Source organism: Microbacterium sp. PAMC22086 (assembly GCF_019443525.1).
GTDB classification, from domain to species: Bacteria; Actinomycetota; Actinomycetes; order Actinomycetales; family Microbacteriaceae; genus Microbacterium; species Microbacterium maritypicum.
Genome location: NZ_CP080380.1, coordinates 3073261 through 3098613 on the forward strand (window position 1 = coordinate 3073261; position 25353 = coordinate 3098613).

At 69.2% G+C, this 25353-nt stretch carries 26 protein-coding genes, 1 tRNA gene and 2 pseudogenes; 10 read left to right on the top strand and 19 right to left on the bottom strand.

All coding sequences use genetic code 11. The annotated features are described in order from the left end of the window. Positions 1-7 precede the first annotated feature (7 nt). Positions 8-763, top strand: a complete 756-nt coding sequence (locus tag KY497_RS16830; RefSeq protein ID WP_258185742.1) for a hypothetical protein — start codon at positions 8-10, stop codon at positions 761-763. Between the two features lie 33 nt (positions 764-796). Here KY497_RS16830 and pth read toward each other — a convergent pair whose 3' ends face one another. Both pth and KY497_RS15280 read right to left on the bottom strand, forming a co-directional pair. Then, entirely contained in the window at positions 797-1378 is a 582-nt protein-coding gene (gene pth / locus KY497_RS15275; RefSeq protein ID WP_219869430.1) for an aminoacyl-tRNA hydrolase, read from the bottom strand. Between the two features lie 100 nt (positions 1379-1478). Next, positions 1479-2090, bottom strand: a complete 612-nt coding sequence (locus KY497_RS15280; protein WP_055870834.1) for a 50S ribosomal protein L25/general stress protein Ctc — start codon at positions 2088-2090, stop codon at positions 1479-1481. A gap of 224 nt (positions 2091-2314) precedes the next feature. On the opposite strand from KY497_RS15280, the gene KY497_RS16835 reads away from it, so the two are divergent. Next, positions 2315-2440 (top strand): hypothetical protein, encoded by a 126-nt coding sequence (locus KY497_RS16835; RefSeq protein ID WP_017828452.1) that lies wholly within the window; start codon positions 2315-2317, stop codon positions 2438-2440. A gap of 12 nt (positions 2441-2452) precedes the next feature. On the opposite strand, the gene KY497_RS15285 is transcribed toward KY497_RS16835, so the two are convergent. The 4 genes and pseudogenes from KY497_RS15285 to KY497_RS15300 form a co-directional block, all read right to left on the bottom strand. After that, on the bottom strand, positions 2453-2947 hold the full coding sequence (locus tag KY497_RS15285; RefSeq protein ID WP_055870832.1) for a gluconokinase: 495 nt from the start codon (positions 2945-2947) through the stop codon (positions 2453-2455). Continuing rightward, on the bottom strand, positions 2944-3981 hold the full coding sequence (locus tag KY497_RS15290; protein WP_219869431.1) for a zinc-binding dehydrogenase: 1038 nt from the start codon (positions 3979-3981) through the stop codon (positions 2944-2946). Before KY497_RS15290 ends, KY497_RS15285 begins: the two co-directional genes overlap by 4 nt. A 16-nt stretch (positions 3982-3997) precedes the next feature. After that, positions 3998-4729 carry a fumarylacetoacetate hydrolase family protein gene (locus KY497_RS15295; RefSeq protein WP_055870826.1) on the bottom strand — a complete coding sequence of 244 codons (732 nt, stop codon included), beginning with the start codon at positions 4727-4729 and terminating at the stop codon, positions 3998-4000. Beyond that, positions 4729-4938, bottom strand: a pseudogene (locus KY497_RS15300) (SDR family oxidoreductase); the annotation flags it as partial. The gene KY497_RS15295 and the pseudogene KY497_RS15300, both read right to left, overlap by 1 nt. A gap of 88 nt (positions 4939-5026) precedes the next feature. On the opposite strand from KY497_RS15300, the gene KY497_RS15305 reads away from it, so the two are divergent. Beyond that, a complete protein-coding gene (locus tag KY497_RS15305) occupies positions 5027-5362 on the top strand; it encodes an NAD-binding protein (protein WP_258185976.1) in 336 nt (111 codons plus the stop codon). 101 nt (positions 5363-5463) lie between these two features. Next, a complete protein-coding gene (gndA, locus tag KY497_RS15310; RefSeq protein WP_235562624.1) occupies positions 5464-6867 on the top strand; it encodes an NADP-dependent phosphogluconate dehydrogenase in 1404 nt (467 codons plus the stop codon). A gap of 74 nt (positions 6868-6941) precedes the next feature. On the opposite strand, the pseudogene KY497_RS15315 reads toward gndA, so the two are convergent. Next, positions 6942-7331, bottom strand: a pseudogene (locus KY497_RS15315) (ABC transporter ATP-binding protein); the annotation flags it as partial. Here KY497_RS15315 and KY497_RS15320 point away from each other — a divergent pair. The 3 genes from KY497_RS15320 (at position 7297) to KY497_RS15330 (ending at position 9888) form a co-directional block, all read left to right on the top strand. Next, positions 7297-7557 carry a hypothetical protein gene (locus tag KY497_RS15320; protein ID WP_167497392.1) on the top strand — a complete coding sequence of 87 codons (261 nt, stop codon included), beginning with the start codon at positions 7297-7299 and terminating at the stop codon, positions 7555-7557. The pseudogene KY497_RS15315 and the gene KY497_RS15320 overlap by 35 nt on opposite strands. A 76-nt stretch (positions 7558-7633) precedes the next feature. Then, positions 7634-8362 (top strand): response regulator transcription factor, encoded by a 729-nt coding sequence (locus tag KY497_RS15325; RefSeq protein WP_017828429.1) that lies wholly within the window; start codon positions 7634-7636, stop codon positions 8360-8362. Between the two features lie 26 nt (positions 8363-8388). Further along, positions 8389-9888 (top strand): cell wall metabolism sensor histidine kinase WalK, encoded by a 1500-nt coding sequence (locus KY497_RS15330; protein WP_219869433.1) that lies wholly within the window; start codon positions 8389-8391, stop codon positions 9886-9888. 242 nt (positions 9889-10130) lie between these two features. Here the strand turns inward: KY497_RS15330 and KY497_RS15335 are convergent, their stop codons facing one another. From KY497_RS15335 to KY497_RS15365, 7 genes are all read right to left on the bottom strand, one after another. Further along, the gene (locus KY497_RS15335; protein WP_219869434.1) at positions 10131-10964 is read right to left on the bottom strand and encodes an endonuclease domain-containing protein; all 834 of its coding nucleotides are present in this window, start codon (positions 10962-10964) and stop codon (positions 10131-10133) included. 250 nt (positions 10965-11214) lie between these two features. Then, entirely contained in the window at positions 11215-12789 is a 1575-nt protein-coding gene (locus KY497_RS15340; protein WP_219869435.1) for an FAD-dependent oxidoreductase, read from the bottom strand. Between the two features lie 14 nt (positions 12790-12803). Continuing rightward, a complete protein-coding gene (locus tag KY497_RS15345) occupies positions 12804-13685 on the bottom strand; it encodes an FAD:protein FMN transferase (protein WP_219869436.1) in 882 nt (293 codons plus the stop codon). Between the two features lie 14 nt (positions 13686-13699). Further along, positions 13700-14173 carry an FMN-binding protein gene (locus KY497_RS15350; RefSeq protein WP_017828425.1) on the bottom strand — a complete coding sequence of 158 codons (474 nt, stop codon included), beginning with the start codon at positions 14171-14173 and terminating at the stop codon, positions 13700-13702. Positions 14174-14266: 93 nt separating this feature from the next. After that, positions 14267-15301: a ribose-phosphate diphosphokinase gene (locus KY497_RS15355; protein ID WP_017828424.1), complete on the bottom strand. Its 1035-nt coding sequence runs from the start codon at positions 15299-15301 to the stop codon at positions 14267-14269. 6 nt (positions 15302-15307) lie between these two features. Beyond that, on the bottom strand, positions 15308-16738 hold the full coding sequence (gene glmU / locus KY497_RS15360; protein ID WP_141386308.1) for a bifunctional UDP-N-acetylglucosamine diphosphorylase/glucosamine-1-phosphate N-acetyltransferase GlmU: 1431 nt from the start codon (positions 16736-16738) through the stop codon (positions 15308-15310). 1 nt (position 16739) lies between these two features. Next, a tRNA-Gln gene (locus KY497_RS15365) sits at positions 16740-16811 on the bottom strand. A 111-nt stretch (positions 16812-16922) separates the two neighbouring features. Here KY497_RS15365 and KY497_RS15370 point away from each other — a divergent pair. Genes KY497_RS15370 through KY497_RS15380 form a run of 3 tightly spaced genes read left to right on the top strand, consistent with a single transcriptional unit; the run spans position 16923 to position 18895 of the window. After that, positions 16923-17420 carry a GNAT family N-acetyltransferase gene (locus KY497_RS15370; protein ID WP_219869437.1) on the top strand — a complete coding sequence of 166 codons (498 nt, stop codon included), beginning with the start codon at positions 16923-16925 and terminating at the stop codon, positions 17418-17420. 7 nt (positions 17421-17427) lie between these two features. Continuing rightward, the gene (locus KY497_RS15375; RefSeq protein WP_055870746.1) at positions 17428-17922 is read left to right on the top strand and encodes a MarR family winged helix-turn-helix transcriptional regulator; all 495 of its coding nucleotides are present in this window, start codon (positions 17428-17430) and stop codon (positions 17920-17922) included. 19 nt (positions 17923-17941) lie between these two features. Next, positions 17942-18895 carry a pseudouridine synthase gene (locus KY497_RS15380; protein WP_219869438.1) on the top strand — a complete coding sequence of 318 codons (954 nt, stop codon included), beginning with the start codon at positions 17942-17944 and terminating at the stop codon, positions 18893-18895. On the opposite strand, the gene KY497_RS15385 is transcribed toward KY497_RS15380, so the two are convergent. The 5 genes from KY497_RS15385 to KY497_RS15405 all read right to left on the bottom strand — a co-directional run bounded on the left by KY497_RS15385 (position 18882) and on the right by KY497_RS15405 (position 25347). Next, positions 18882-19541: a methionine ABC transporter permease gene (locus KY497_RS15385; RefSeq protein ID WP_127482036.1), complete on the bottom strand. Its 660-nt coding sequence runs from the start codon at positions 19539-19541 to the stop codon at positions 18882-18884. The genes KY497_RS15380 and KY497_RS15385 overlap by 14 nt on opposite strands. Further along, positions 19541-20584: a methionine ABC transporter ATP-binding protein gene (locus KY497_RS15390; protein ID WP_055870735.1), complete on the bottom strand. Its 1044-nt coding sequence runs from the start codon at positions 20582-20584 to the stop codon at positions 19541-19543. Before KY497_RS15390 ends, KY497_RS15385 begins: the two co-directional genes overlap by 1 nt. 95 nt (positions 20585-20679) lie before the next feature. Then, positions 20680-21591, bottom strand: coding sequence for a MetQ/NlpA family ABC transporter substrate-binding protein (locus tag KY497_RS15395; RefSeq protein ID WP_219869439.1), 912 nt, complete (start codon positions 21589-21591; stop codon positions 20680-20682). 107 nt (positions 21592-21698) lie between these two features. Then, positions 21699-23483: a Na+/H+ antiporter gene (locus tag KY497_RS15400; RefSeq protein WP_219869440.1), complete on the bottom strand. Its 1785-nt coding sequence runs from the start codon at positions 23481-23483 to the stop codon at positions 21699-21701. A gap of 40 nt (positions 23484-23523) precedes the next feature. Continuing rightward, a complete protein-coding gene (locus tag KY497_RS15405) occupies positions 23524-25347 on the bottom strand; it encodes an ABC-F family ATP-binding cassette domain-containing protein (protein ID WP_219869441.1) in 1824 nt (607 codons plus the stop codon). Positions 25348-25353: the final 6 nt, after the last annotated feature.

The following is a 25353-nucleotide window of genomic DNA, read 5'->3' on the forward strand; positions in this document are numbered from 1 at the left end:
TGGGGGCGTGACTGATCCACAGCTGCCTCCCCCGTCCGGTGCCGTGCCCTCCGAATCGCAGGTGCCGCCCGAGACGTCGGTCCCGCCGGTGCCGGCAGCGCCTGCAGGTGCGGTCCCATCTCCTCCGGCCTTCCCCGCGCCGCCCGCGTTCTCCGTCCCGCCGGCCTATCCGGTTCCGCCGACGTACCCGGTTCCGCCGGCGTACCCGGCAGGTCAGGCCGCACCTCCTGCCCCCGGTCACCCGGCGTATGCGGCAACGCCCGGCTCTCTCCCGTCCGCTCCTGCTCCCGGATACCCTGCGGCCCCTCCCGGGGCGTACCAGGTGCCCGTCGGCGGCTACGCCGCACCTGCGGGCGCGTACGCCGTGCCGGAGACGACGCCTCGTCGGTCCGGGCTGATGGGGATGCTCGCGCTGATCTCCGCGCTCGTCGCCGCGATCGTGATGCCCATCGTCGCGGGCATCAACGCCTTCGCGATCGGCCGCGTCATCCCGCCGAGCATGACGACGTACAGCGATGATCTGCGCATCTTCTCCCCGGTACGCGATCAGGTGCTCTGGACGGAGCTCTCCTTCTGGGCGGGCACGATCCTCGGCATCGCGGCGATCGTGCTCGGTATCATCGCGATCCGCAAGAAGCAGGGCCGCGGGGCCGGTATCGCGGCGCTCGTCGTGGCCGTTCTCGGCGCGGTGATCTTTTCGATCGTCCTGGTCATCGCGCTGGGCGCGGGAAGCGCCACCGGCCTCGCCGGCTACACCGCCTGATCGGTCGTCAGCGGTCGGGCGGCGCCGCCCGGCTCACCGCGGTGCGTGGTGCTTCTGCTGCGCTGCGAGAAGGCCTTCGCCCACCAGCAGCTCGACCGCATCGGCGGCATCCGCGATGAGGATCGGCAGGTTCGGCCGCTCCTCCTTGCCGAACGGGGCGAGCACCCAGTCCGCGGGATCCTGGCGCCCGACGGGACGGCCGATGCCCACCCGCACGCGCGGGAAGTCGGCGGTGCCCAGGGCACGTGCGACATCGCGCACGCCGTTGTGTCCGCCGTGACCGCCCCCGGTCTTGAGCTTGACCGTGTCGAACGGGATGTCGAGCTCGTCGTGCACCACGATCACCTGCTCGGCAGGGACCGAGTAGAACCGGGCCAGAGCCGCCACGGGCGTGCCGGAGACGTTCATGAAGGTGTTCGGTTTGGCCAGCACCAGCTTGTCCGCCCCGGGGCGCAACCACGTCTCGACGACGCGCGCTCCCCCCTTGTGCTCGCGGAACGCCTCGATGCGTCGCGAGGCCAGCTCGTCGACCACCATCTGGCCGATGTTGTGCCGTGTGGCCTCATAACGGGGGCCGGGGTTGCCGAGCCCGACCACGAGCCAGGTCGATGCCATGTCCTCGTCCTCTCACTACCCGGGGTGCAGAGCCTCGGTCAGGATACGACAGAGGGGACGCGATCGGATCGCGTCCCCTCTGTGATGAATCAGTCGGAGATCACTCCGCGGCGGCCTCTTCTGCTGCCTCGGTCGCCGCGGCGGTCTCGCCCTCGGCGTCATCCTCGGTGGGTGCAGCCGGGACGGAGATCGCGACGACGAGCACCTCGGGGTCGGAGAGCAGCGTGGAGCCCTTGGGGAGCTTCACGTCGGCGCCGGTGATGTGCGCGCCCTCTTCCAGGCCCTCGACCGAGACCTCGATGTTCTGGGGGATGTGGGTGGCCTCGGCCTCGATCGACAGCGTGGTCGCGTCGAGGTTGACGATGGTGCCCGCAGCGGACTCGCCCGTGACGACGATCGGGACGTCGATGGCGACCTTCTCGCCCTTCTTCACGACGAGCAGGTCGATGTGCTCGATGATCTGGTGCACCGGGTCGCGCTGGACGTCCTTGACGAGGGCGAGCTGGCCCTTGCCCTCGATGTCGAGCTCGAGAAGAGCGTTGGCGCGACGGATGATGAGCGAGACCTGGTGGCCCGGCAGCGCGACGTGCACCGGCTCGGTGCCGTGGCCGTAGATGACGGCGGGGATCTTGCCGGCGGCGCGGAGGCGGCGGGCGAAGCCCTTGCCGAAGCTCTCGCGGAGCTCGGCCTGGACCTTGGTGTCTTCAGACATGGGGTTCTCCTTCGGGGCACGCAGCGAAGGCGCCGCGCGGTGGTCTTGGAATTTTCGAACTCGCTGACGCAGGAGGAAAGCCACCGGGCTTGCTTCGCCGCGTCGATAACGGATGTTCGCGCACGCGCAGAAGCATCCCTCGCCGAGGTACAGCCTCAATGGTACCGGATGACCCGATAGGCTGAGGACACCGGTCCTTTTTCTGCAGAACACGGAGAACCCCCATGCTCGACGGCGCCTTCCTCTCGCACGCACTCCTCTGGCTGATCGGCGCCATGACCGTGTGCGCTGCCGTCACGTCCTTCATCGCGCTGTTCGCGATGGGCCGCTCGGGCTACCGCAAGGACTGACCTCCGCCGGACTCAGCGCGGCAGCCGTGCCGCCGCGGCGATGACGGCGGATGCGGTCCGCACGTCCGCCGACTCGTCCACCCTGATGCCGTGCTCATCGGCTTCGAGGGACTCGAGCGTCTGGAGCTGCGAGTCCAGGAGCGCCGCCGGCATGAAGTGATCGGCCCGCAGACGCATCCGCTCCTCGAGCACGGCCCGACCGATCGCGAGTTCCGCGAAGAAGGTCTCCGGCGCCTCGGCTCTGATGACCTCGCGATAGGCACGTCGGAGTGCCGAGCACGCGACGACGATCCGCTCCTCTGCCTGGAGCGTCTCGCCCACGAGGCGGAGCCAGGGCTGCCGATCCGCGTCGTCCAAGGGGATTCCCGCCGCCATCTTGCGGACGTTCGCTGCCGGATGCAGGTCGTCGCCGTCGATGAACCGCGCACCGAGAGCATCGGCGAGGAACGCCCCCACCGTCGACTTACCCGAACCGCTCGGGCCCATCACGACGATGCGCACACTCATGCCTCCCGGCCGAAGTCGATGAGCACCTTGCAGGAGCTCGCGGGGTCGGCGGCCCGTGCGAAGGCATCGAGCGCATCGTCCACCGGCAGCACGTGGCTGATGATACCGCGCACGTCGAGGCTGCCGTCGGCGAGGGCGGCGATGACCTCGTCGAACTCCGCCCCGAAGCGGAAGGACCCGCGCAGCGTGAGCTCACGGGTGATGGCCGTGGCCATCGGCGCCGGCACCTCTCCCCCGCGCTGGAGCCCCAGCATCACCACCGTGCCCCCGCGGGCGGCGGCGGAGACGGCGGCCGAGAGTCCGGGGACGGTGCCGCTCGATTCGATCACGACGTCGGCGTGCAGCTCGGAGATCTCACTCTCCGCCCGTGCATCGATCGACCGGATGCCGCGCGCTTCGGCGATGTCGCGCGGCTGCTGCTGCAGGTCGGTGACGGTCACGGAGGAGGCCCCTGCGCGCTGCGCCACTGCGGCGACGAGTTGGCCGATGAGTCCGGCACCGATCACGACGACCCGCAGACCGCGCACATCACCCGCACGCTGCACACCGTGCCAGGCGACGGCTGCGGGCTCGGCGAGCGCCGCCGTCTGCAGGTCGAGACCGGCGGGAAGCGCGTGCAGCATGCGTGCGGGCAGGGCGACGCGGCGCGCGAAGGCCCCCTGGGTGTGCGGCAGGTGCATCGCCGAGCCGAGATAAGTCGACGCCGGCGCGAGGTTGGGATGCGCCGCCGGCCAGGGGGTGCGTCCGTCACCGTGCGCGGTGAGCGGATGGACGGCCACGGGAGTGCCGACGGCGGGCCCCGTGCCATCGGCCGCGGCGACGCAGACGACGCCGGACACCTCGTGTCCGAGGATCATCGGCTCACGCAGCACCGAGGCGCCGGCGGCTCCATGTCGCCAGTAGTGGAGGTCTGATCCGCAGATGCCGCCGTAGGCGATGTCCACGACGGCTTCATCCGGTCGGGGCGCCGGGGCGCCGATGTCTTCGATCCGCAGATCCTCGGCGGCATGCGCCACCACGGCGAGGTTGTTCACCGCGCTCCTTCCTCGGTCACACGAATGCCGTGACCAGCTCGATTCCCGCGACCCTGACGGTCACGGTCTGCCCGGGCTCCACGGGAGCCTGGGAGTGCGGAGCGCCGGTCATGACGACGTCTCCCGGTCCGAGCGGAGACCACGCGGCCACGTAGGCGAGGCATTCCCGGATCGACATGGGCAGCTGCCTGCTTCCCGTCTCGGCGACCAGGCGTCCGTCCACCTCCACCTCGAGGCTCACATCGTCGATCCCGACCTCGGTGTCGATCCAGGGGCCGAGCGGGGTGTAGCCCTCCCCCGACTTCGATTCGAAGTTGCGGGGGTCGAACGCCGCTCGATCCGGGCTCGAGAGGTCGTTCACCGCCGTGACGCCGAGCACGTACTCGTGCGCGTTGTGCACGGTCAGCCCCGGAGTCGGGCGCCCGATCACGACGGCGATCTCGCCCTCGGCGACCTGGGCACCGGCGTCGCGGCGCATCACGACCTCGGCACCGCTGCCGATCACCGTCCGCGGACTCTTGAGCCACGCCTGCACCGGCGACACGTGCTCCGGCCCGTTCTGGGCGATGCCGACGATCACCACGGGGTCCACCGGCGCGATCATCGCCCCGTCGACGGCGTCTCCTTCAGCGCTCGGCAGGCGCCCCTCGGCGAAGGCGACGAAGGGATCGGACAGCGGGATCAGCCCGTCCGCCGTCTCGCGCACCCAGCGGGGGCCGTCGGCGGTGTCGATGCGCCCGAGACGCATCAGACCACCGCCGTCATGCCGCCGTCGACGAACAGCGTCTGCCCGTTGACGAAGTCGCTCGCGCCACTGGCGAGGAACAGCAGGGCTCCGACGAGGTCCTGGGTGTCTCCCCAGCGGCCGGCGGGCGTGCGTCCGCGCACCCACTGCGAGAACTGCTCGTCCGCGACGAGCGCCTTCGTGAGCTCGGTCGCGAAGTACCCGGGAGCGATCGCCTGCGGCACACCCGTCCTGCTCGGCCCGCTCGGCGCCGGCGAGGTCGCCAAGGCCTGCAACCAGCTCGTCGTCTCCGCGACGATCATGGCGCTCGGGGAGGCCACCGTGCTCGCCGACCGCTCCGGCCTCGATCTCGACGCGTTGTGGTCGCTGCTGTCGGGCGGATACGCCGGATCGCGGCTGCTGGACAGCCGTCGCGAGAAGCTCATCACCGGCGACGACTCCCCCAGCGGCATCGCGCGGTACATGGTGAAGGACCTCGGCTTCGCGGCCGACATCGCCGATGCCACCGGCACCTCCCCCGTCCTGCTGCCCGCCCTGCGCGCGGCCTTCGACGAGCTGGTCGCCGCAGGTCTCGGCGACCGCGACATCGCCGTGTCACGACGCTTCATCGCCTCTCGTGACACAGGTGGCCACTGACCTGCCGTACAGCGATACGCTGAAACCACACCTTCTTCACCATCGAGGAGCCTTCTGTGCCCGAAGCATCAGCGAACATCGGAGTCGTCGGACTCGCCGTCATGGGATCGAACCTCGCCCGCAACCTCGCCAGCCGCGAGGGGAACACGGTGGCGATCTTCAACCGCAGCTACGAGAAGACCCAGACGCTCCTCGACGAACACCCCGAGGCCGGCTTCGTCCCGGCCCGCACCTACCAGGAGTTCGCCGACTCGCTGCAGAAGCCGCGTACCGCGATCATCATGGTCAAGGCCGGCGGCCCCACCGACGCCGTGATCGACTCGCTGGTCGAGGTCTTCGAGCCCGGTGACATCATCGTCGACGGTGGCAACGCCTACTTCCCCGACACCATCCGTCGCGAGAAGGCCGTGCGCGAGACCGGCATCAACTTCGTCGGCGCCGGCATCTCCGGCGGCGAGGAGGGCGCCCTCACCGGCCCCTCGATCATGCCCGGCGGCTCCGACGAGTCCTGGATCACGCTCGGACCGATCCTGAAGTCGATCGCCGCGATCGCCGAGGGCGAGCCGTGCGTCACCCACGTCGGCCACGACGGCGCCGGTCACTTCGTCAAGATGGTGCACAACGGCATCGAGTACGCCGACATGCAGCTGATCGCCGAGGCCTACGACCTCATCCGCCGCGGCACCGGCAAGTCGCCGGCCGAGATCGCCGAGATCTTCGCCGAGTGGAACAAGGGCGAGCTCGAGTCGTACCTGATCGAGATCACCGCCGAGGTGCTGCGCCAGGTGGACGCCTCCACCGGCCAGCCTCTGGTCGACGTGATCCTCGACCAGGCAGGAGCCAAGGGCACCGGCGCCTGGACCGTGCAGACCGCGCTGTCGCTGGGCGTCCCCGTCTCGGGCATCGCCGAGGCGACCTTCGCCCGCTCGCTCTCCTCGCACCCCGAGCAGCGCGCCGTGTCGCGCGACCTCCCCGGCCCCGAGGAGGAGTTCTCCGTCGAGGACACCGAGGCGTTCATCGAAGACGTGCGCCTCGCGCTCTACGCGTCGAAGATCGTCGCCTACTCGCAGGGCTTCGACGAGATCCGCGCGGGTGCGGCCGAGTACGGCTGGAACATCGACCTCGGCGCGATCTCGAAGATCTGGCGGGGCGGCTGCATCATCCGCGCCCAGTTCCTCAACCGCATCGCGGACGCCTACGCCGAGACCCCCGACCTGCCCGTGCTGCTGACGGCGCCGTACTTCACCGAGGCGATCACCCGCGCCCAGGCGCCGTGGCGCCGCGTCGTGATCGCGGCCGCCGAGGCCGGCATCCCCGCGCCCGCGTTCTCGTCGTCGCTGTCGTACTACGACGGCATCCGCGCCGACCGCCTCCCCGCAGCGCTCGTGCAGGGTCAGCGCGACTTCTTCGGCGCGCACACCTACAAGCGCGTCGACAAGCCGGGCACCTTCCACACGCTGTGGTCGGGCGACCGCACCGAGATCGAGGCGGAAGACACGCACTGACGTCTCGCCGTCGAAGGGCCGGGTACCGCGAGGTACCCGGCCCTTCGTGCATCGCACCACGATTCCGCGCTCCCCTACTTCGTGATGTCCTGCACCACGCCCTTCGTCAGACGCAGCCGCCGTGTCGCATGACGCGCGACCGCCGAATCGTGCGTCACGACGATGATCGTGATCCCCTCGGCGCACAGCGATTCGAGCAGCGTCAGGATCTCGTCGCGCATGCTCTCGTCGAGATTGCCCGTCGGCTCGTCGGCGAGGAGAACGCGCGGCCTCTTCACGATGGCGCGTGCGATCGCGACGTGCTGCTGCTGCCCTCCGGAGAGCTCGGTGGGCAGGTGGTCGCCCCTGTCGTCGAGCCCGACGTGTGCGAGCGCCTCGGCCACCCTGGTGCGGCGCTGCGCCCTGTCGAGACCGAGGGGCTCGAGCGCCATGTCCACGTTCTCCGTGGCGATGAGCGTGGGGATCGCGGCACGGCGCCTGCGCATGCCCGTGCACGTCAGCGCGGCGGTGCTCGATCCCGCCGTCGACCCGCGCGGACAGTTCGCGGTGTATCACGCACTGCCGGGCCCGAAGCGCCTCGGCGTGCGAGCCTGCGGTCATCTCGACGGGCCTATCGGCGAGCTGTCCGACCGCCTCGCCCTGCAGGACGGTTTGGACTTCCTCGCGCTCCCCGACGAGCGCGTGATCTGAGCGCTCCTGCGGATCTCCCAGACAACGCATAGCGTTCTCCATAGAAATCGCATAGGAGATTCCGCAGAATAGGCACATGACCAGCGACCTGCCCGAACTGCGCCGCCCCGACGGCTCCCCCCTGCGCATCCTCGCCGTCGACGACGAGCAGATGCTGACCGACCTGCTCGCGATGGCACTGCGCATGGAGGGCTGGGAAGTGCGGACCGCTTCGTCCGGCATGGAAGCGCTCCAGGTGGCGCGCGAGTTCGAACCCGATGCGCTCGTGCTCGACATCATGATGCCCGACCTCGACGGGATGTCCGTGCTCAAGCGTCTGCGGGAGTCCGGCAACCTCGTCCCCGTGCTGTTCCTCACCGCGAAGGACGCCGTGGGCGATCGCGTCGCCGGTCTCACCGCCGGAGGCGACGACTACGTCACCAAGCCGTTCAGCCTGGAGGAGGTGATCGCACGGCTGCGGGCGATCATCCGCCGCACCGGCCACGCCACCGCCGACGACGGACAGTCGATCCTGCGCGTCGCCGACCTCACCCTCAACGAGGACAGCCACGAGGTCGTGCGAGACGGCACCGAGATCGAGCTCACCGCGACCGAGTTCGAGCTGCTGCGCTACCTGATGCGCAACGAGCGCCGGGTGCTGTCGAAGGCGCAGATCCTCGACCGGGTGTGGAGTTACGACTTCGGCGGCAAGTCGTCGGTCGTCGAGCTGTACATCTCGTACCTGCGCAAGAAGATCGATGCCGGGCGCACGCCGCTGCTGCACACCGTGCGCGGCGTCGGCTACATGATCAAGGCCCCGCAGTGAGCTCAGCGACGATGATGAGAAGGCCGATGAGCCTGCAGACACGGCTGATGACCGCCGTGATCGGGTTCGTATCGCTGATCCTCATCATCGTCGCCGTGATCACCAGCGCGACGCTGGGAAAGACGATGGAAGATCAGCTCGACCAGAAGCTGAGCGAATACGCCCACCAGCTCGTTCGCATCTCCCAGGCTGTCACTCCATCGTCGGCGACCGCGCAGAACGTGCTCGCGAGCAGCCCCGCACCTCCGGTCGGAGTTCTCTTCGTCGTCTCCAGTCCCGTCACAGGGTTCTCCGGAGTGGTCGCGAAGAGTGAGGACGGCGACGAATTCGCCGGAACGCTCGATCCGCTGACCGGCGCCCAGCTCGCCGAGATCGCGGTGTCGCTGAAGGATACCCGGGTCGCGACCGTCACCCTCACCGACCTCGGCTCCTACCGCGTCATGGCGCTGCCGACGAGCAACGGGCTGATCGTGGTCACCGGGCTCCCCCGTGACGAGATCCAGAACCAGCTCACGCAGCTGCTCACCGTGATCGCCCTGGCGACGATCGGCGGTCTGATCCTGCTCGCGTTGACCACGGCGATCACCATCCGCGTGAGCCTGCGTCCCCTCCGTGCCGTCGCGCTGACGGCGACCAGAGTGGCCAACCAGCAGTTGGACCGCGGCGAGGTGACGATCACCGAGCGCGTTCCCGCGTACGAAGCCGATCCCCGCACCGAGACCGGGCTCGTCGGAGCCTCGCTGAACAAGCTCCTCGACCACGTGAACACCTCGCTCGCCTCACGGCAGAAGAACGAGGAGCGGATGCGGCGCTTCGTCGCCGACGCCAGCCACGAGCTGCGCACCCCGCTCGCCTCCATCCGCGGCTACTCCGAGCTGTCGTTGCGGGCGCTGCGGCGGACGGATTCACAGGCGGAGGCCCCGGAGGTCATCGAGAGCACGACGTCGTCTCTGGAGCGCATCCAGGCCCAGTCGCTGCGCATGACCCGCCTCGTCGAGGATCTGCTGCTGCTGGCCCGCCTCGACGAGGGCCGCGAACTCGTCTACAGCACGGTCGATCTCGCCCAGCTCGCCCTCGAAGGACTCTCGGACGCCCGCCCGACGGCCGCGGATCACCACTGGGTCATTGAGGTGCCGGACGAGCCCGTCACGATCGTGGGAGACGCCGGACGCATGCATCAGGTCGTCGCGAACCTGCTCGCGAACGCCCGCACCCACACGCCCGCCGGCACGACCGTCACGCTGAGCGTCGCTCAGGAAGGCCAGGAGGCGGTGCTGCGCGTGCACGACGACGGTCCAGGGATCGACCCCGCCATCCGCGACGAGCTCTTCGCCCGCTTCGCCCGCGGTGACAGCTCGCGGGCCCGGCAGACCGGCGGCACGGGCCTCGGACTCGCGATCGCGAAGGCCATCGTCGAGGGCCACCACGGCCTCATCACCGTGACCAGCGAGCCCGGCGACACGACCTTCACCGTCCGCATCCCCATGAACCCGGCGACGACCGGCGACGCCCCCGCGGAGGCGTGAGAACCCCGCACAGTCGCGCGGGGCCTCGCGCCCTCGTTCCTCGCTCCCCACACCCCCACACCCGCACACCCGCACACCCCGCGCTCCCCGCTCCCCGGCACACCCGCACTCCCTGCACATCTGTCGGGAGATTGCTCGTGGACCGGCGTGTGGGGGCTGTTTCCTCCCGACATCCGGACGATCTCCCGACAAGCGCACGCGTCGAGGTCGAGGGGAGGGACGGGCCGGGACCAGCGCCCACGTCAGCCGCGCTCGCGCAAACGCACGACGGCGGCGATCACGGCAGCCTCGACGGTGGGCCAGGCATGCACGATCTGTGCATAGTCGAATCGCAGCGTCTCGTACCCCAGCGCCGACGCCGCGGCATCCCTCACCAGATCCCGGTGGCGGTGCGCAGAGCCCGCGTGGTTGCCCTTGCCGTCGGCCTCGAGGATGAGCCTGTCGTCGACCACGAAGTCGACCCTCCCCACGGTCGGGATCGTCACCTGGCAATCCAGCCTGATCCCGTGCACATGCAGCCGCAGCCGCAGCAGCGACTCGAGCCCGCTGTCGGCATCCGATCTGGCCAGATCGACGAGCCAGTGCGCCCGAGCCGGCAGTCGACTCCGGATTCGTCGGCGTGCGGCCTCGGAGATCAGCCGCTGCGTGAGCGACGACTCGAGCGCGGCGAAGAACGCCTCGTCACCACCGCAACGGTAAACATGGACGAGCACCTCTTCGAGCGGTGCGAGTCCGACGCCCGCGCGACCCGCGTCGTAGTGCCCCACGCATTCGCACTCGTCGTGGTGAGCACGACCTCGCCCGCCGAGCCACACGTGAACGGGACCTTCGTCGTAGAGACACCATACGCCGTGCAGTCGCAGCGCATGTGCACAGGTGAGCGCACCGCCGTGTCGTGCGGCTTCCACGAGGTGCACATTCGCCTCCGGCACGGCGAACACCCCAGGTCTCACGCGCTGAAGCGCGCCGACACGCACCTCGTCCGCGCGCATCCGACGAGTGATCCCATACTTCTGGAGCAGGGTGCCCCGGACGACTCCGCCGTGTCGGGCGGTCACGAAAGCGGCACTGAGCATCCGTCGATCCTGCACCTCCCGTGCTCGTGGCGGGGGCCGAGCATCCGGATATACGGGCAGATTCGATTCACGCATCGACTGTGCAGGAACAGAGGTGCCGTCTACCCGTCGGGAGTCCGGGCGGATGTCGGACGAATCGCCGTCGGATCACCCGACATTCGCCCGAGCTCCCGACAGATGGACGAGGAAGGACGCGAGAGCACGGGGGCACCGTGCACACGGGGGTGAGGGGTCGCGCCCGCGACCCGGATCAGTATCCGGCGAAGGCGTCGGTCGTGAGGCTGCGCGCCTTCTGCAGGGCGGGGGCGAGGTCGGCGATGAGCCGCGGCGGGCCGGAGATGAAGGCGTGGCGCGCGGCCAGGTCGGCGACGGTGCGCTCGAGGGTCTCCGCATCCAGACGCGCGCCCTGCGCCCACGACCAGTGCGCCGGGAGGTCGGCGGGCTCATCACGGGTGAACACGGCGGTGCGCACGCCGGTCGCTGCCAGCTCCTCGCGGAAGGCGAGCTCGGAGGCGTCGGAGGCGACGTACACGAGCACCACGTCGCGCTGCTGCCCGGTCGCCTGCAGCTGACGCAATTGCGACACGAAGGGCGTCACCCCGATGCCGGCGGCGACCATGAGCACCGGCTGCTCACCGCGGGGCAGGATGAAGTCGCCCCAGGTTCCGGTCACCGCGAAGGTCGCACCGGGCTCGGCCGCGGCGAGAGCACGCTTGTAGCTCGAGGGATGCTTCTGGTCGCCGTTCTTGTAGGCGATGCGCAGCGTCGGCAGATCGGCCGGCGCCGACACGATGCTGAACTCCCGACGGGTCCCTCGGGCATCGGGTCGGTGATGCGGGACGTCGAGCTCGAGGTACTGTCCCGGCAGGAAACGCACCCGGCCCTTGGCGCGGAACGTCAGCTCCTGGGCGGTCGGGGTCACGAACTCGCGCCGTTCGAGCACCAGCCGCACCGAACCGCGCAGGGCGAAGGCGAACGCCACCAGGTTGCCGATCAGCAGGGCGCGCTCCTGACCGAGCGTGAAGAGACCGGCCACCGAGATCGGCCACCCCGCGAGCAGCCCGACGACGGCAGCCACCACGAGCTGCTGCCGGCGGCGCGGCGGAAGGGTGAGCGGCTCCGACAGCATGAACGCTCCGAGGAACAGGAACGGCGACTGCAACAGCGCGAACTGCAGAGCCGTCGCGACGTCGAAGGCGATGTCGAACTCCACGGCTTGCACGGCCTGCCGCACGACCGATGTGGCCACGGCGACGGCGAGGAACACCAGGATCACTCGGATCTTCTCGGTGCGCCACAGCACCGCGAGGCCCAGCACGGCCACGGGAATCGTGAGCACCGGCGTGCCGACCCACCACGACGACGACGTGCCCAGCCACTCGAAGGCACCGAACGCTCCGAGGATCGAGACCACGGCGGCGCCGAACGCGGCAGGGTTGAAGATGTGACGCCCACGCCAGGCGATCAGGTACTTCGAGACGCTCGCGACCGCACCGGCGAGCGCGAGACCGAGCAGCGCGCCGGCCTCGACGCCCGGTCGGAGCACGAACAGCAGGATGAGCGCCGTCACCAACGACGACTCGATGCGCCAGGGCAGTCGGAGCAGGCGCTGCGCCGCGGCGTCGACGGCGGAGATGACGACCGCGAGCACGAGGAACGACGCCACGAGCTCGAGCGGGGTGGGCGAGACGATCACGCCGAACAGCGAGAGCACGAAGGCGATGACCGCGAGAGCGACGAGCGCGAACAGCACGAGGCGGTACATCGACAGCGAGCCCAGCACCGCGAGGACCCGCTGACGTGCGGCGGCGAATGAGGTGATCACGTTTCCACTCTTCCCTAGTTCTGGGCTGCCGGGGACGACTCCCCCGCGGCGAGGAACAGTTCGGCCGGGCACCCGGGCGAACGCTGTACGCGTCCGTCGGTACTCATCCGCGCCCACTCGACGCCCCAGGCGGCCGCGATCTCGTCGCCGCCGTCGAAGAAGAGCGCCGTCGCCACCGCATCGGCCGTCATCGTCTCCGGTGCCCACGCCCAGGTCGCGGCCCAGGTGCGCACCGGGAGTCCGGTACGGGCGTCGAGCACGTGATGCAGTCCGCTCCCCCACGCTCGTCGGTTGATCGCCGAGGCGCACAGCGCCTGATCCTGCACCTCGACGACCCCGATCGCCTTCGTCGGGTCGAACGGATGCTCCAGGCCGATGCGCACACCGGACCCGCGGACTCGGATGTCGCCGCCGGCGTCGACCACGAGATCTCCGGGCACGCCCGCCAGGACCGCCGTCACGAGGTCGACGAGGCGTCCTTTGCCGAGCGCGCCGACATCGAGCAGGGCCGGGGTGGATGCGGTGACCCCGGTGTCGGTCCAGGACAGACGCTGCTCCCAGGTATCGGGAGCGCGCACCGGATCTCCCGCGGTCAGAGAGTAGTCCGCGCCATATCCGAGCGCGTCGAGGCTGTCAGCGCCGAGCGGGTTGACGGCTCCTCCGGTCGCGGCGGAGAGCGCGCGATACGCGTCGAGCATGGGCCCGGCATCGGTGGAAGCCAGAGCGCCGCCCTCCCGACCGAGGCGCACGACGTCTGAGTCCGTGCGGAACCGGGACCACTCGCGGTCGAAGCGCTGGATCTCCGCGGAGACCGCTGCCGTCACGGATTCCGGAAGCGCATCCGTCGTCTCGATCTCCCAGTGCGTTCCGATGGCCTCGAAGCGCCAGCTCGCCATGGGAGGTCAGGCGCCTAGGAGGCGGCCTGCTCCTTGATCGACTCGACGGCCTTGTTGAAACCGCCACTGGTGAGCGACGAGCCGGCCACGCGGCTGACGTTCAGGTCGTCGAGCGCCTTGCCATCGACCTCGTCCGCGATCCCGGCGATGAACTGCCCCTGGTACTGCTTGCTCTCGGGGGCCTGCGGGTCTCCCGTGACCTCGACGTCGGTCACGACGCCGTCGGCGAGCGTGAGGGTGACGGAGATCTCCTCGACCGTCTCCGGCGTCTGGTACGAGCCCTCGGCCGTGTAGGTGCCGTCGGCGTAGGTCCCCGTGGAATCGCCGCCGGACGACGAGGAGGAAGAACCGGCATCGGGCGTGCTGCCGGTGCTGTTCGGCGTCTCGGCGTCAGCGGTTCCGGAGCATCCGGCGAGGACGAAGAGTCCCGCGATTCCGAGGAGTGCGGTTCCCTTGCGGACAGAGGTCGGTACGGTCGTGCGGATCATTGTGGTCCTCCCGGCTCGGTGTCGGCCGACGCGCTCGTCGACCATTCGACCGTAAGCACGGCGGCTATGCGCGGGCTGTGCCGTGACGATGCGTTACGCGTCGCCGCCGAACATGCTCGTCACGGAGCCGTCCTCGAACACCTCGTGGATCGCGCGTGCGAGCAGCGGGGCGATCGGGAGGATGGTCAGGTTGTCCCAGCGACGCGATTCGGTGAGCGGGATCGTGTCGGTGATGACGACCTCGTCGATGGACGAGTCCTGCAGCCGCTCCGATGCCGGGTCGCTGAAGATCGCGTGCGTGGCGGCCACGATGACGCGGTGGGCGCCGTTCGCCTTGAGCGCCTGGGCCGCCTTGACGATCGTTCCGCCGGTGTCGATCATGTCGTCGACGAGCAGGCAGGTGCGGCCGTCGACGGCACCCACGATCTCATGCACGGAGACCTGGTTGGCGACCTTCGGGTCGCGGCGCTTGTGGATGATCGCGAGCGGAGCGCCGAGGCTGTCCGACCACGTGTCGGCGACACGCACGCGGCCCATGTCCGGCGACACGACGGTGAGGATCTCCCGGTCGGCCGGCGACAGGGTGCGCTCGAAGTAGTCCAGGAGCACGGGCTTGGCGAACAGGTGGTCGACGGGACCGTCGAAGAACCCCTGGATCTGCGCCGCGTGCAGGTCGACGCTCATGACACGGTCGGCGCCTGCGGTCTTCAGCAGATCGGCGACGAGTCGGGCACTGATCGGCTCACGGCCGCGGCCCTTCTTGTCCTGACGGGAATACGGATAGTACGGCGCGACGACGGTGATGCGCTTGGCCGAGGCGCGCTTGGCGGCGTCGATCATGATGAGCGTCTCCATGAGCCACTCGTTGACCGGTTCGCCGAACGTCTGGATGAGGAAGAGATCCACGCCACGGATCGACACCTCGAAGCGGGCGTAGATCTCACCCGATGCGAACGTGCGGTGCTCCACCGGTGCGATCTCGGTGCCGAGAGCCTCGGCGACGGCTGCGGTGAGCTCGGGGTGCGAGCGACCGCCGGCGACGACGAGCCGCTTCTTGGTCTTGGCGATGATCCCGGGGGCCACGCCGTTGTCGCGATCCAGATCGACCGTCTTCTTCTTGCGCGCCATGTCCGCCTATTCCGCCGAATTCTCGCGGGACGCAGCATCCGCCGCGCCCGTCCCTGCTCTGTTCTTCTCGACCCAGCCCTCGATGTTGCGCTGGGGCGCGACGCTCATGGCCAGAGCGCCGGCGGGGACGTCCTTGCGGACGACGGCGCCTGCACCGGTCTTCGCACCGGCTCCCAGCCTAACGGGCGCGACGAGCACCGTGTGCGACCCGGTGTGCACCTCGTCGCCGATCTCGGTGCGGTGCTTGTTCACGTCGTCGTAGTTGGCGGTGATCGTGCTCGCGCCGAGGTTCACGCCGCGCCCGATCGTGGCGTCGCCCACGTACGAGAGGTGGGGCACCTTGCTGCCTTCGCCGATCTCGGCGTTCTTGGTCTCGACGTAGGCGCCGATCTTGCCCTTGGCGCCCAGGACCGTGCCGGGGCGGAGGAACGAGAACGGGCCCACCGTGGCCTCGGCGCCGATCACCGCGAGAGTGGCGTCGGTGCGGCGGACGATCGCATCCTCGCCGACCTCGCAGTCGACCAGAGTCGTGTCCGGACCGATGACGGCGCCGGAGGCGACCGTCGTGGCCCGCAGGATCTGCGTGTTCGGGAGGATCGTGACGTCGGGCGCGAGCGTCGCGTCGTCATCGATCCAGGTGGTGGTCGGGTCGATCACGGTGACGCCCTCGAGCTGCCAGCGGCGCACGATGCGCTGGTTGAGCAGACGACCGACCTCGGCCAGCTGAGCACGGTCGTTGACACCGAAGGTGACCGAGATGTCGGAGACGACCGATGCCGCCACCCGGTCGCCGTCGCGGCGCAGCAGGCCGGGGACGTCGGTCAGGTACATCTCGCCCTGAGCGTTGTCGACGCCGACCCTGGGCAGGTAGTCCCGAAGCGTCGCGGCACGGAACACGTACATCCCGGCGTTGATCTCGCGGACGGCGGCCTCTTCGGCGTTGGCGTCCTTCTGCTCCACGATGCGATCGACGCCGCCGTCGGCATCGCGCACGACGCGTCCGTAGCCGGTCGGATCGTCGACCAGCGCCGTCATCAGCGTGGCCGGAGCGCCCGAGGCGCGGTGCTCCGCGAGGAAGGCGGAGAGGGTGTCGGCATCGGCCAGAGGGCAGTCGCCCGAGAGTACGAGCACGTCGCCGTCGAAGTCGGGGGGGAGAGCATCCACAGCCACCTGCACCGCACGTCCAGTTCCGGGGATGTCGTCCTGGTCGACGAACACCGCATCCGGGTAGTCGGCCTGGAGAGCTGCGACCACCTGGTCGCGCTCGTGTCGCACGACCACCTCGACGTGCGCGGCCTGCAGCCGCCCCGCCGTGGTGAGGACGTGACCCACCAGCGGACGACCGCTGATCGGGTGCAGCACCTTCGGCAGGCGCGACTTCATGCGGGTGCCCTGGCCTGCGGCGAGGACGATGATGGCGAGATTGTTCCCAGTCATGCTCCGCCGCCAGGACTCGAACCTAGACCTAACAGCTCCAAAGGCTGTCGTGCTGCCATTACACCACGGCGGACCGCGCCGCCCCGAGGGCGCCGCGGGGACAAGTCTGCCATGCTCCGGCCCCGCATCCGCTGACACCACCGCTCGTCATCCCGCCGAAACACGGCTCTGGGATGCTGACGAGATGAGCATCGTGATCGAACGGGTGGAGACCGCGAGCCCCGCCCTCGCCGAGTTCCTGGTCGCCCATCATGCGGAGATGGAGCACACGGCACCGGCGGAGAGTCGTCACGCCCTGGTGTTCGAGCGTCTGCTCGCCCCTGGTGTGCGGCTGTTCGCCGGTCACCTCGACGGCCGCCCCGTGGCCACCGGAGCGCTGGCGGCGGTCGAGGACACACACGAGGAGATCAAGTCGATGCGCACCGACCCCGCTCTGCGCGGGCGCGGCCTCGGACGTGCGATGCTCGGCTTCCTCCTGACGGATGCCGAGGCCCGCGGCATCCGTCGGATCTCCCTGGAGACCGGGAGTGCCGACTTCTTCGCCCCGGCACGGGCCCTGTACCACGCAGTCGGCTTCCGTGAATGCGGACCGTTCGGGGGCTACGCCGCCGACCCGTACAGCACCTTCATGACACTCGATCTGCCCGCGGCGTCCGTGATCGCCGACTCGCACACGGGATAATGGGCGGATGAGCGAGGCGGATGAGGTCGACCGGATCGTGGGCGCGTGGAACACCCAGCGCCCCGACCTCGACTTCTCACCCCTCGAGGTCCTGTCCCGGATGGATCGTCTGTCGCGACACCTCGACCGCGCCCGCCGTGACGTGTTCCGTCGCAGCGATCTGGAGCACTGGGAGTGGGATGTGCTGTCGGCGCTGCGCAGGGCCGGCGCGCCGTTCCAGCTCTCCCCCAAGCAGCTGCTGCAGCAGACACTGGTGTCCAGCGGCACCATGACCAACCGGATCGACCGTCTCGTCGGACGGCGCTTCGTGCGTCGCGAGGCAGACCCCGGTGACGGCCGCAGTGTGCTGGTGACGCTCACCGACGACGGCCGCATCCGTGTGGATGCCGCCATCACGCGTCTGGTCGACGTGGAAGCGGATCTGCTGCAGGCCCTCTCCCGCTCGGATCGGGATCGCCTCGCGGGACTGCTGCGCAAGCTGAGTCTGAGCTTCGACTCGTGACCGGCCGCATCTGATGGGCATGCCCTCTCCCCTCCCTGTGCGCGACGGCGTGGGAGCCACACGACTGCACGTGCCGCTGACCGGGCCGTGGCCCACCGCCGCGGCCTACATGGTCGAGCGCTTCTTCCACATGGATCCCGAGCGTCTGCTCGCGCGGTTCGACCGCGGCGAGATCGTGCGTGCCGACGGCTCCCCCGTCCCTCGCGACGCCCCGCTGGGCAGCGTCGAATTCGTCTGGTACTACCGCGAACCCGCTGTCGAGACGCGGATCCCCTTCGAGATCGAGGTCCTGCACCAGGACGAGCATCTCGTGGTCGTCGACAAGCCGCATTTCCTGCCGACGACTCCCGGCGGCAAGTTCCTGCAGAACTCGGCGCTGGTGCGCTTGCGCAATCTCCTCGACAATCCCGACCTGGCGCCGATCCACCGCCTGGACCGTGCGACCGCCGGGCTGCTGATGTTCTCGACACGGCCGGCGACCCGCGGTGCCTACCAGTTGATGTTCGAGAACCGGCAGGTGCAGAAGGTCTACGAGGCGGTCTCCGCACTCCCCGAGGGCGGCGAGTTGCCCTCGTTCCCCCTCGTGTATCGCAACCACATCGAGAAGCCGCGGGCCCAGGTGCGGGTGCAGGTCGACGACACCAGGGAACCGAACGCCGAGACGCTGATCGCGCTGATCAGCAGCGACGATCGCGTGGTGCACACCCTGCTCAGACCGCACAGCGGCAAGATGCACCAGCTGCGCGTGCACCTCGCCGCCCTCGGCATCGGCATCCTCAACGACAGGTTCTACCCCGAGCTGCTCGAGGACCTGCCCGACGACTTCGACCGCCCCCTGCAACTGCTCGCGCGGGAGCTGCGGTTCGTCGATCCACTGAGCGGCGAGGAGCGGGTGTTCACCACGCGGCGCACGCTGCAGCACGCGCCCGCCGGCGAGGATCCCGTCAGCGAAGATCCCGTCAGCGGCGCATGACCTTGCGCGCCAGGCGCGTTCCGAGCATCTGCACGAGGTGCACGAACACCACGATCAGGACGATCGCCGTCCACATCACGACCGGCTCGAACTGCCGGAATCCGTAGATCTGCGCGAACGCGCCGAGACCGCCTCCGCCGATCAGACCGGCCATCGCCGTCATATCGATGAGCGCGACCACGATGAACGTGTAGCCGAGGATCAGCGGTCCCAGCGACTCGGGGATGGCCACGGTGAAGAGGATGCGCCAGGGGCCGGCGCCCATCGCGCGCGCGGCTTCGATCACGCCGGGTGGGACCGAGACGAGGTGCTGCTCGACGATGCGACCGATCGCGAACGCGGCGGCGAGAGCGATCATGAACGCTCCGGCGGTGGTTCCGATCCCGGTGCCGACCACCACACGGGCGAACGGCTGCGCGACGGCCACGAAGAGGACGAAGGGGATCGGGCGGAAGAAGTTCACCCCGAGGTTGGCGATCAACGCGACCGGCTTGTTCTGCGCGAGCCCGCCGGGACGGGTGACGTAGAGGATGACGCCGATCGCCAGGCCGAGGATGCCGCCGAGGACGAGCGCGAACGTCGTCATGTAGAGCGTCTCGAGTGCGGCCTTCCACAGCTCGGGCCACAGTTCGTTCAGGCGGTCCATCAGCGCGCCTCCTCTCCGGCGATCTCGGTCACTTCGACACGTTCGGCGATGTTCGCGAGAGCGCGATCGATCACGGCGTCCTCGCCGCGGATGGCGAGGGTGAGGTGCCCGAAGGCCCGTCCGCGGATGTCGTTGATCCCTCCGTACACGAGCTCGAAGTCGAGCCCGGCACCGGCGAGATCGAGGAATACCTGCGCCTGTGAGGAGTCACCGTCGCGGAAGGAGAACGTGACGAGGCGGCCCTGATGCCGCTCGCGCAGGACGGAACGCTCGGACGGCGAGGGCACGCCCTTCACCACCGTTCCGACGAAGCGCTGCGACGCCGGGTTCTGCGGTGACGAGAAGACGTCGAACACATCACCCTGCTCGATCACACGGCCGTTCTCCATCACGGCCACCTTGGTGGCGATCGTCTGGATCACATCCATCTCGTGCGTGATGACGACGATCGTGACACCCTGCTCCTTGTTGACCCGCTGGAGCAGATCGAGCACCTCGTGAGTGGTCTGGGGGTCGAGGGCGCTGGTGGCCTCGTCCGCGAGCAGGATCGCGGGCCCGGTGGCGAGTGCGCGGGCGATGCCGACGCGCTGCTTCTGCCCGCCGGAGAGCTGCTCGGGATACGCCTTCGCCTTGTCGGCGAGGCCGACGAAGCTGAGCAGCTCGGCCACCCGCGTCTCGATATCCGCCTTGGACCAGCCTGCGAGCTTGAGCGGGTAGGCGATGTTGGCCTTGACGGTGCGGGAGGAGAACAGGTTGAACTGCTGGAAGATCATGCCGATCCCCCCGCGGACCGCGCGCAGCTCGCTCTCCTTGAGCGCGGTGATGTCGACGCCGTCGACCGTGATGGTGCCGCTCGTGGCGGGCTCCAACGCGTTGATGAGGCGGACGAGGGTCGACTTGCCCGCGCCGGAGTATCCGATGATGCCGAAGACGTCGCCCTTCTCGATCGAGAGGGAGACGTCGTCCACGGCCACGACTTCCGCGCCCTCACGAGTGCGGGACGGGTAGGTCTTGGAGACGTTCGTCAGGGTGACGATCGACATGTGCTGCTCCGGTCTGCTTCGGGAACGAAGAATCGGGTGACGCGTTTCGCGCCACCCGATTCTCCTTTATCGGACAGGGTGGGAATCCCCGCGTCCTACTTCTTCGCGTCGGCGTCCTTCTGGACCTTCGCGAGCGACGCGACCAGATCCTCCACCGGCGTCTGCAGGGCCACCGCGGTGCCGCCGGACGACTCGAGCAGACCCTTCTGGACGGCCTCGTTCGTCTGGAAGATCTCGACGAGCTTGAGGTAGGTCTCGTTGTCGGCGTCTTCGGCACGGGCGGCGAAGATGTTCACGTACGGCAGGGCACTGGCATCTTCGGGGTCGTCCTGCGCGATCGCGTCCTCGAAGGTGAGACCGGCATCCTGCACGAAGTCGTTGTTGATGATCGCCCCGGCGACGTCGGGCAGCGAGGTCGGGATGAGCGCGGCCTCGAGAGCGGTGACCTTGACCTTGGACTTGTCGGTGTCGACATCGGCGAGGTCGGAGTACGGCGTGCCGCCGCTCTTCAGCTCGACGAGGCCGGCCTGCTGCAGCACGTTCAGCGCACGCGCCTGGTTGGAGGCGTCGTCGGGCACGGCCACCGTCTCGCCCTCGGGGATGCTGTCGACGTCGTCGTACTTCTTCGAGTACAGACCGAGCGGGTAGATCGCGGTCGAGCCGATCGGGGTGAGGTCGGAGCCCGAGGCGTTGTTGTACTCGGCGAGGTAGACGATGTGCTGGAACTGGTTGAGGTCGATCTCTCCCTCGGTGAGCGCGGGGTTGGGCTGCTCGTAGGAGCCGAAGTCGACCAGTTCGACCGTGATCCCCTCTTCGGCTGCGGCATCGACGAACGCCGGCCACTGCTCGTCGCCCTTGCCGACGACGCCGATCTTGACGACCTCGTCCTCGGACGATCCGTCACTGCCGGAGCCGGCGTCGGCTGATCCCGTGGCGCAGCCTGCGAGTGCGACGAAGAGCGGGACCACGGCGAGCGCGGCGAGGATGGAGGTGGTGCGGCGTGACATGTGAAGGAGTTCCTCTCTTGGGGGGGACTCGAATACGTTAGGCAGCGCGCACCGCGCACGCGGAATCGTGTGTCACACGGCGTCACAGCAGACACGGAACCCGACGTTCAGTCGTACTCCTCGATCCCCTGCAGGCGCACCTGCTCGAGGTCGAGGCGGGCTGAGATGCGGCGCACGACGATGTCGTCGACGGTGCCGGAGCCGCGCAGCCCCAGCAGCACCTCGCGCTCGCGGTCGATGAGGGCGAGTTTGAGTCGCGTGTGCTCGTCGTGGCGGATCAGCGGCGAGCGCTGGGCGAGATCGACGTCCGCCGAAGTGGCGATGATCTGCAGCACCGCGCCGTCGGTGGCGTCGGCCGCCGCGATCTGCGCGGTGCCGCCGCCGGAGTCCTGATCCGCCCCTGGGGCGACGGGGCGGGTCGGTCCCGCGGTTCCGGCGCCGAGCGGGTCGGGTTCGCCGAGCATCTCGTCGAGCGCATCGGCCTCCGCATCGACCAGAGCCTGCTCGCGGGCCAGGGCGCGGGCGTTCGCGACCTCGAGCATCCGATACCCCTCGGACCGCACGTGGTCGAGCACCTCCTGCCCGACGCCGTGCTCGGAGGCGAGGTCGTCGAGCGCGGCGAGCGCCGCCCCGGAGATCGCCCGCTCCGCGAGCTCGTACTCCTCGTCCTCGACATGATCGACGGGGAACCGCGCCCACCGCACGATGGCGGGCAGGAGCGGACCCTGCACGAGCAGACTCAGGAGGATGACACCGGCGGTGACGAACACGATCTCATCGCGCCCGTTGATGGCCCCGCCCTCGGTGACGGCAGCGGGGACCGACAGCGCGATCGCGAGTGACACGGCACCGCGCATGCCGGCGACCGTGGAGACGACCCTGGCCCGTGCCCGAGCGCCGGGAGCCGGACGAGGGCCGGCCGGCCGCTGGACGAGCACGTTGAGCAGTTGGAACAGATAGCGCACGACCAGCAGCGTCACCCACACGGCGAGGGTGAGGAGCACGAGGCGCCCGATCGCCGCCGCAGAGATCTCGTGCACGACGTACTGCACCTCGAGGCCGATCAGCACGAACAGGGCGCCGTTGAGCAGGAAGACTCCGAACGGCCAGGCCGCATCCGCCTGCCGTCGCGACGAGGCGGTCGTGACACGAGGCGCCACGTAGGCGACGATGAGTCCGGCCACGACGACCGCGAGCACGCCGGAGGCATGCACCATCTCCGCGACGAGGAACGCCGTGAACGGGATCAGCAGCAGAGCGACGTTGATCACGATCGTCGACGATGTGCGCCGCAGCAGCAGATAGCCGAGGCCGGCGACCACGACGCCCCCGGCGATGCCGCCGACATACGACAGCAGCACGTCGAGCGTGACCGACAACGGGGTGATCTGGCCGCCGAGGGCGAGCGACACCGCGATCGCGTAGAGCACCAGGGCCGTGCCGTCGTTGGTCAGGCTCTCGGCCTTGAGCTTCATGAACATGCGGCGCGGCAGCAGGCGCCCGAGGGCGGCGACGGCCGTGGCATCGGGGGGAGCCACCGCGGCCCCGAGGATGAGGGCGATCTCCCACGGCATCCCGAACAGCACCCCGATGCCGGCGACAGCGAACGCCGAGGCGACCACGAGCACGGTGCTCATCGGGAGGATGTAACGGAAGTCCCGCCGGATCGACCGGAGCGACGTGGTGAGACTCTCCCAGAAGAGCATCACCGGCAGGAACAGCAGCAGCACCGTCTCGGGCGGCAGCTGCACCTCGCGCAGCTGCGGCACGAAGCCCAACAGCAGCCCGAAGATGACCAGGACGAGGGGCAGCGCGAGACGCACGCGCGGGGCGATAAGGGTTCCGACGAGAATCGTGAGTCCGAGCAGGACTGTTACTTCGAGGCCTTCCATCCCTACCTCCCAACAGCGTTGGGAGGAGGATATTCCTCCGTCAGCCGATCTCCTCGGTGAGTTCGAACCAGCGCAGCTCCAGCTCCTCGATCTCGGCCTGCTGCTCGCTGATCTTCTTCATCCGGTCGCCGAGACCCTCGTAGTCGGACTGGTCGTGGTCGGCCAGCGCGGTCTTGGCGGCGTTCACCTGCTGCGTGAGCTTCTGGATGCGACGCTCGAGGGCGGACACCTCCTTCTGCGCCGTGCGCAGGGCCGCACCGTCGAGCCCCTTGGCGGTTGCCGTCGCCGTCGCGGTCGCGGCGGCCGTCGCGGTCTGCTTCGACCCCGTGGAGGCCTGAAGGTGGCGCAGCCGCAGGTACTCGTCGACCCCGCCGGGCAGATGGCGCAGGTGACCGTCGAGGATCGCGTACTGCTGGTCGGTGACGCGCTCCAGGAAGTACCGGTCGTGGCTGACGACGAGGAGCGTGCCTGACCACGAGTCGAGAAGATCCTCGATCGCGGCGAGCATGTCGGTGTCGAGGTCGTTGGTCGGCTCGTCGAGGATCAGCACGTTCGGCTGGTCGAGCAGCACGAGCAGCAGCTGCAGACGGCGCTGCTGGCCACCCGAGAGGTCCTTGACCGGAGTGGAGAGCTGGGCGGAGTCGAACCCGAGCCGTTCGAGCAGCTGCCCCGGCGTGAGATCCTGCGCCTTGGAGCCGGCCCCCATTGTGTACGAGGTGCGAAGGCCCGAGATGATCACGCGCACCGGGTCGTTCCAGTGATGGGTGAGCTCGTCGAGCCGCTGCGTGAGGGTCTGCACCTTCACGGTCGTGCCGCGCTTGACCCGGCCGACGGTCGGCTCCACGGTGCCGGAGATGAGTCCGAGCAGCGTGGATTTGCCGGCACCGTTCACGCCGAGGATGCCGGTGCGCTCGCCCGGCGCGATGCGCCACTCGATATCGCGCAGCACGACCTTCTCACCGCCGTCCGCCGTCGGGTAGGTCACACCGACGTCGAGGAGATCGACCACGTCCTTGCCGAGGCGCGAGACGGCCAGCGACTGCAGCGAGACCTTGTCGCGGATCTCGGGCACGTCGGCGATGAGCTCGTTGGCCGCGTCGATGCGGAACTTGGGCTTCGCCGTGCGGGCGGGAGCGCCGCGGCGGAGCCATGCGAGCTCCTTCTTGGCGAGGTTCTGACGTTTCGCCTCGGTCGAGGCCGCCATGCGATCGCGCTCGACGCGCTGCAGGATGTACGCCGCGTAGCCGCCTTCGAAGGGCTCGACGATGCGATCGTGCACCTCCCAGGTCTCGGTGCTGATCTCGTCGAGGAACCACCGGTCGTGGGTCACGACCATGAGGGCCCCCGAGTTCGGCGACCAGCGCTTCTTGAGGTGCCCGGCGAGCCAGGTGATCGCCTCGACGTCGAGGTGGTTGGTGGGCTCGTCGAGCGCGATGACGTCCCAGTCGCCGGTGAGGAGCTTCGCGAGCGAGACCCGGCGCCGCTGACCACCGCTGAGGGATCCGATCTCGGCATCCCACGGCAGGTCGGTGAGCAGTCCTTCGATGACGTCGCGCACGCGCGCGTCGCCCGCCCACTCGTACTCCGGGGTGTCACCGACCACCGCGGCGCTGATCGTGAGATCGTCCGGCAGGTTGTCGGCCTGATCGAGCACGCCGATCCGCGTGCCTCCGCGCACGGTGACGCGGCCGGAGTTCGGCTCCTTGATGCCGGCCAGCATGCCGAGGAGGCTCGACTTGCCGTCGCCGTTGCGGCCGACGATGCCGATGCGGTCGCCCTCCTCGATGCCGAGGGTCACGGAGTCGAAGACGACCCTGGTCGGATATTCGAGGTGGAGCGCCTCAGCGCCGAGAAGATGTGCCATGTTCCT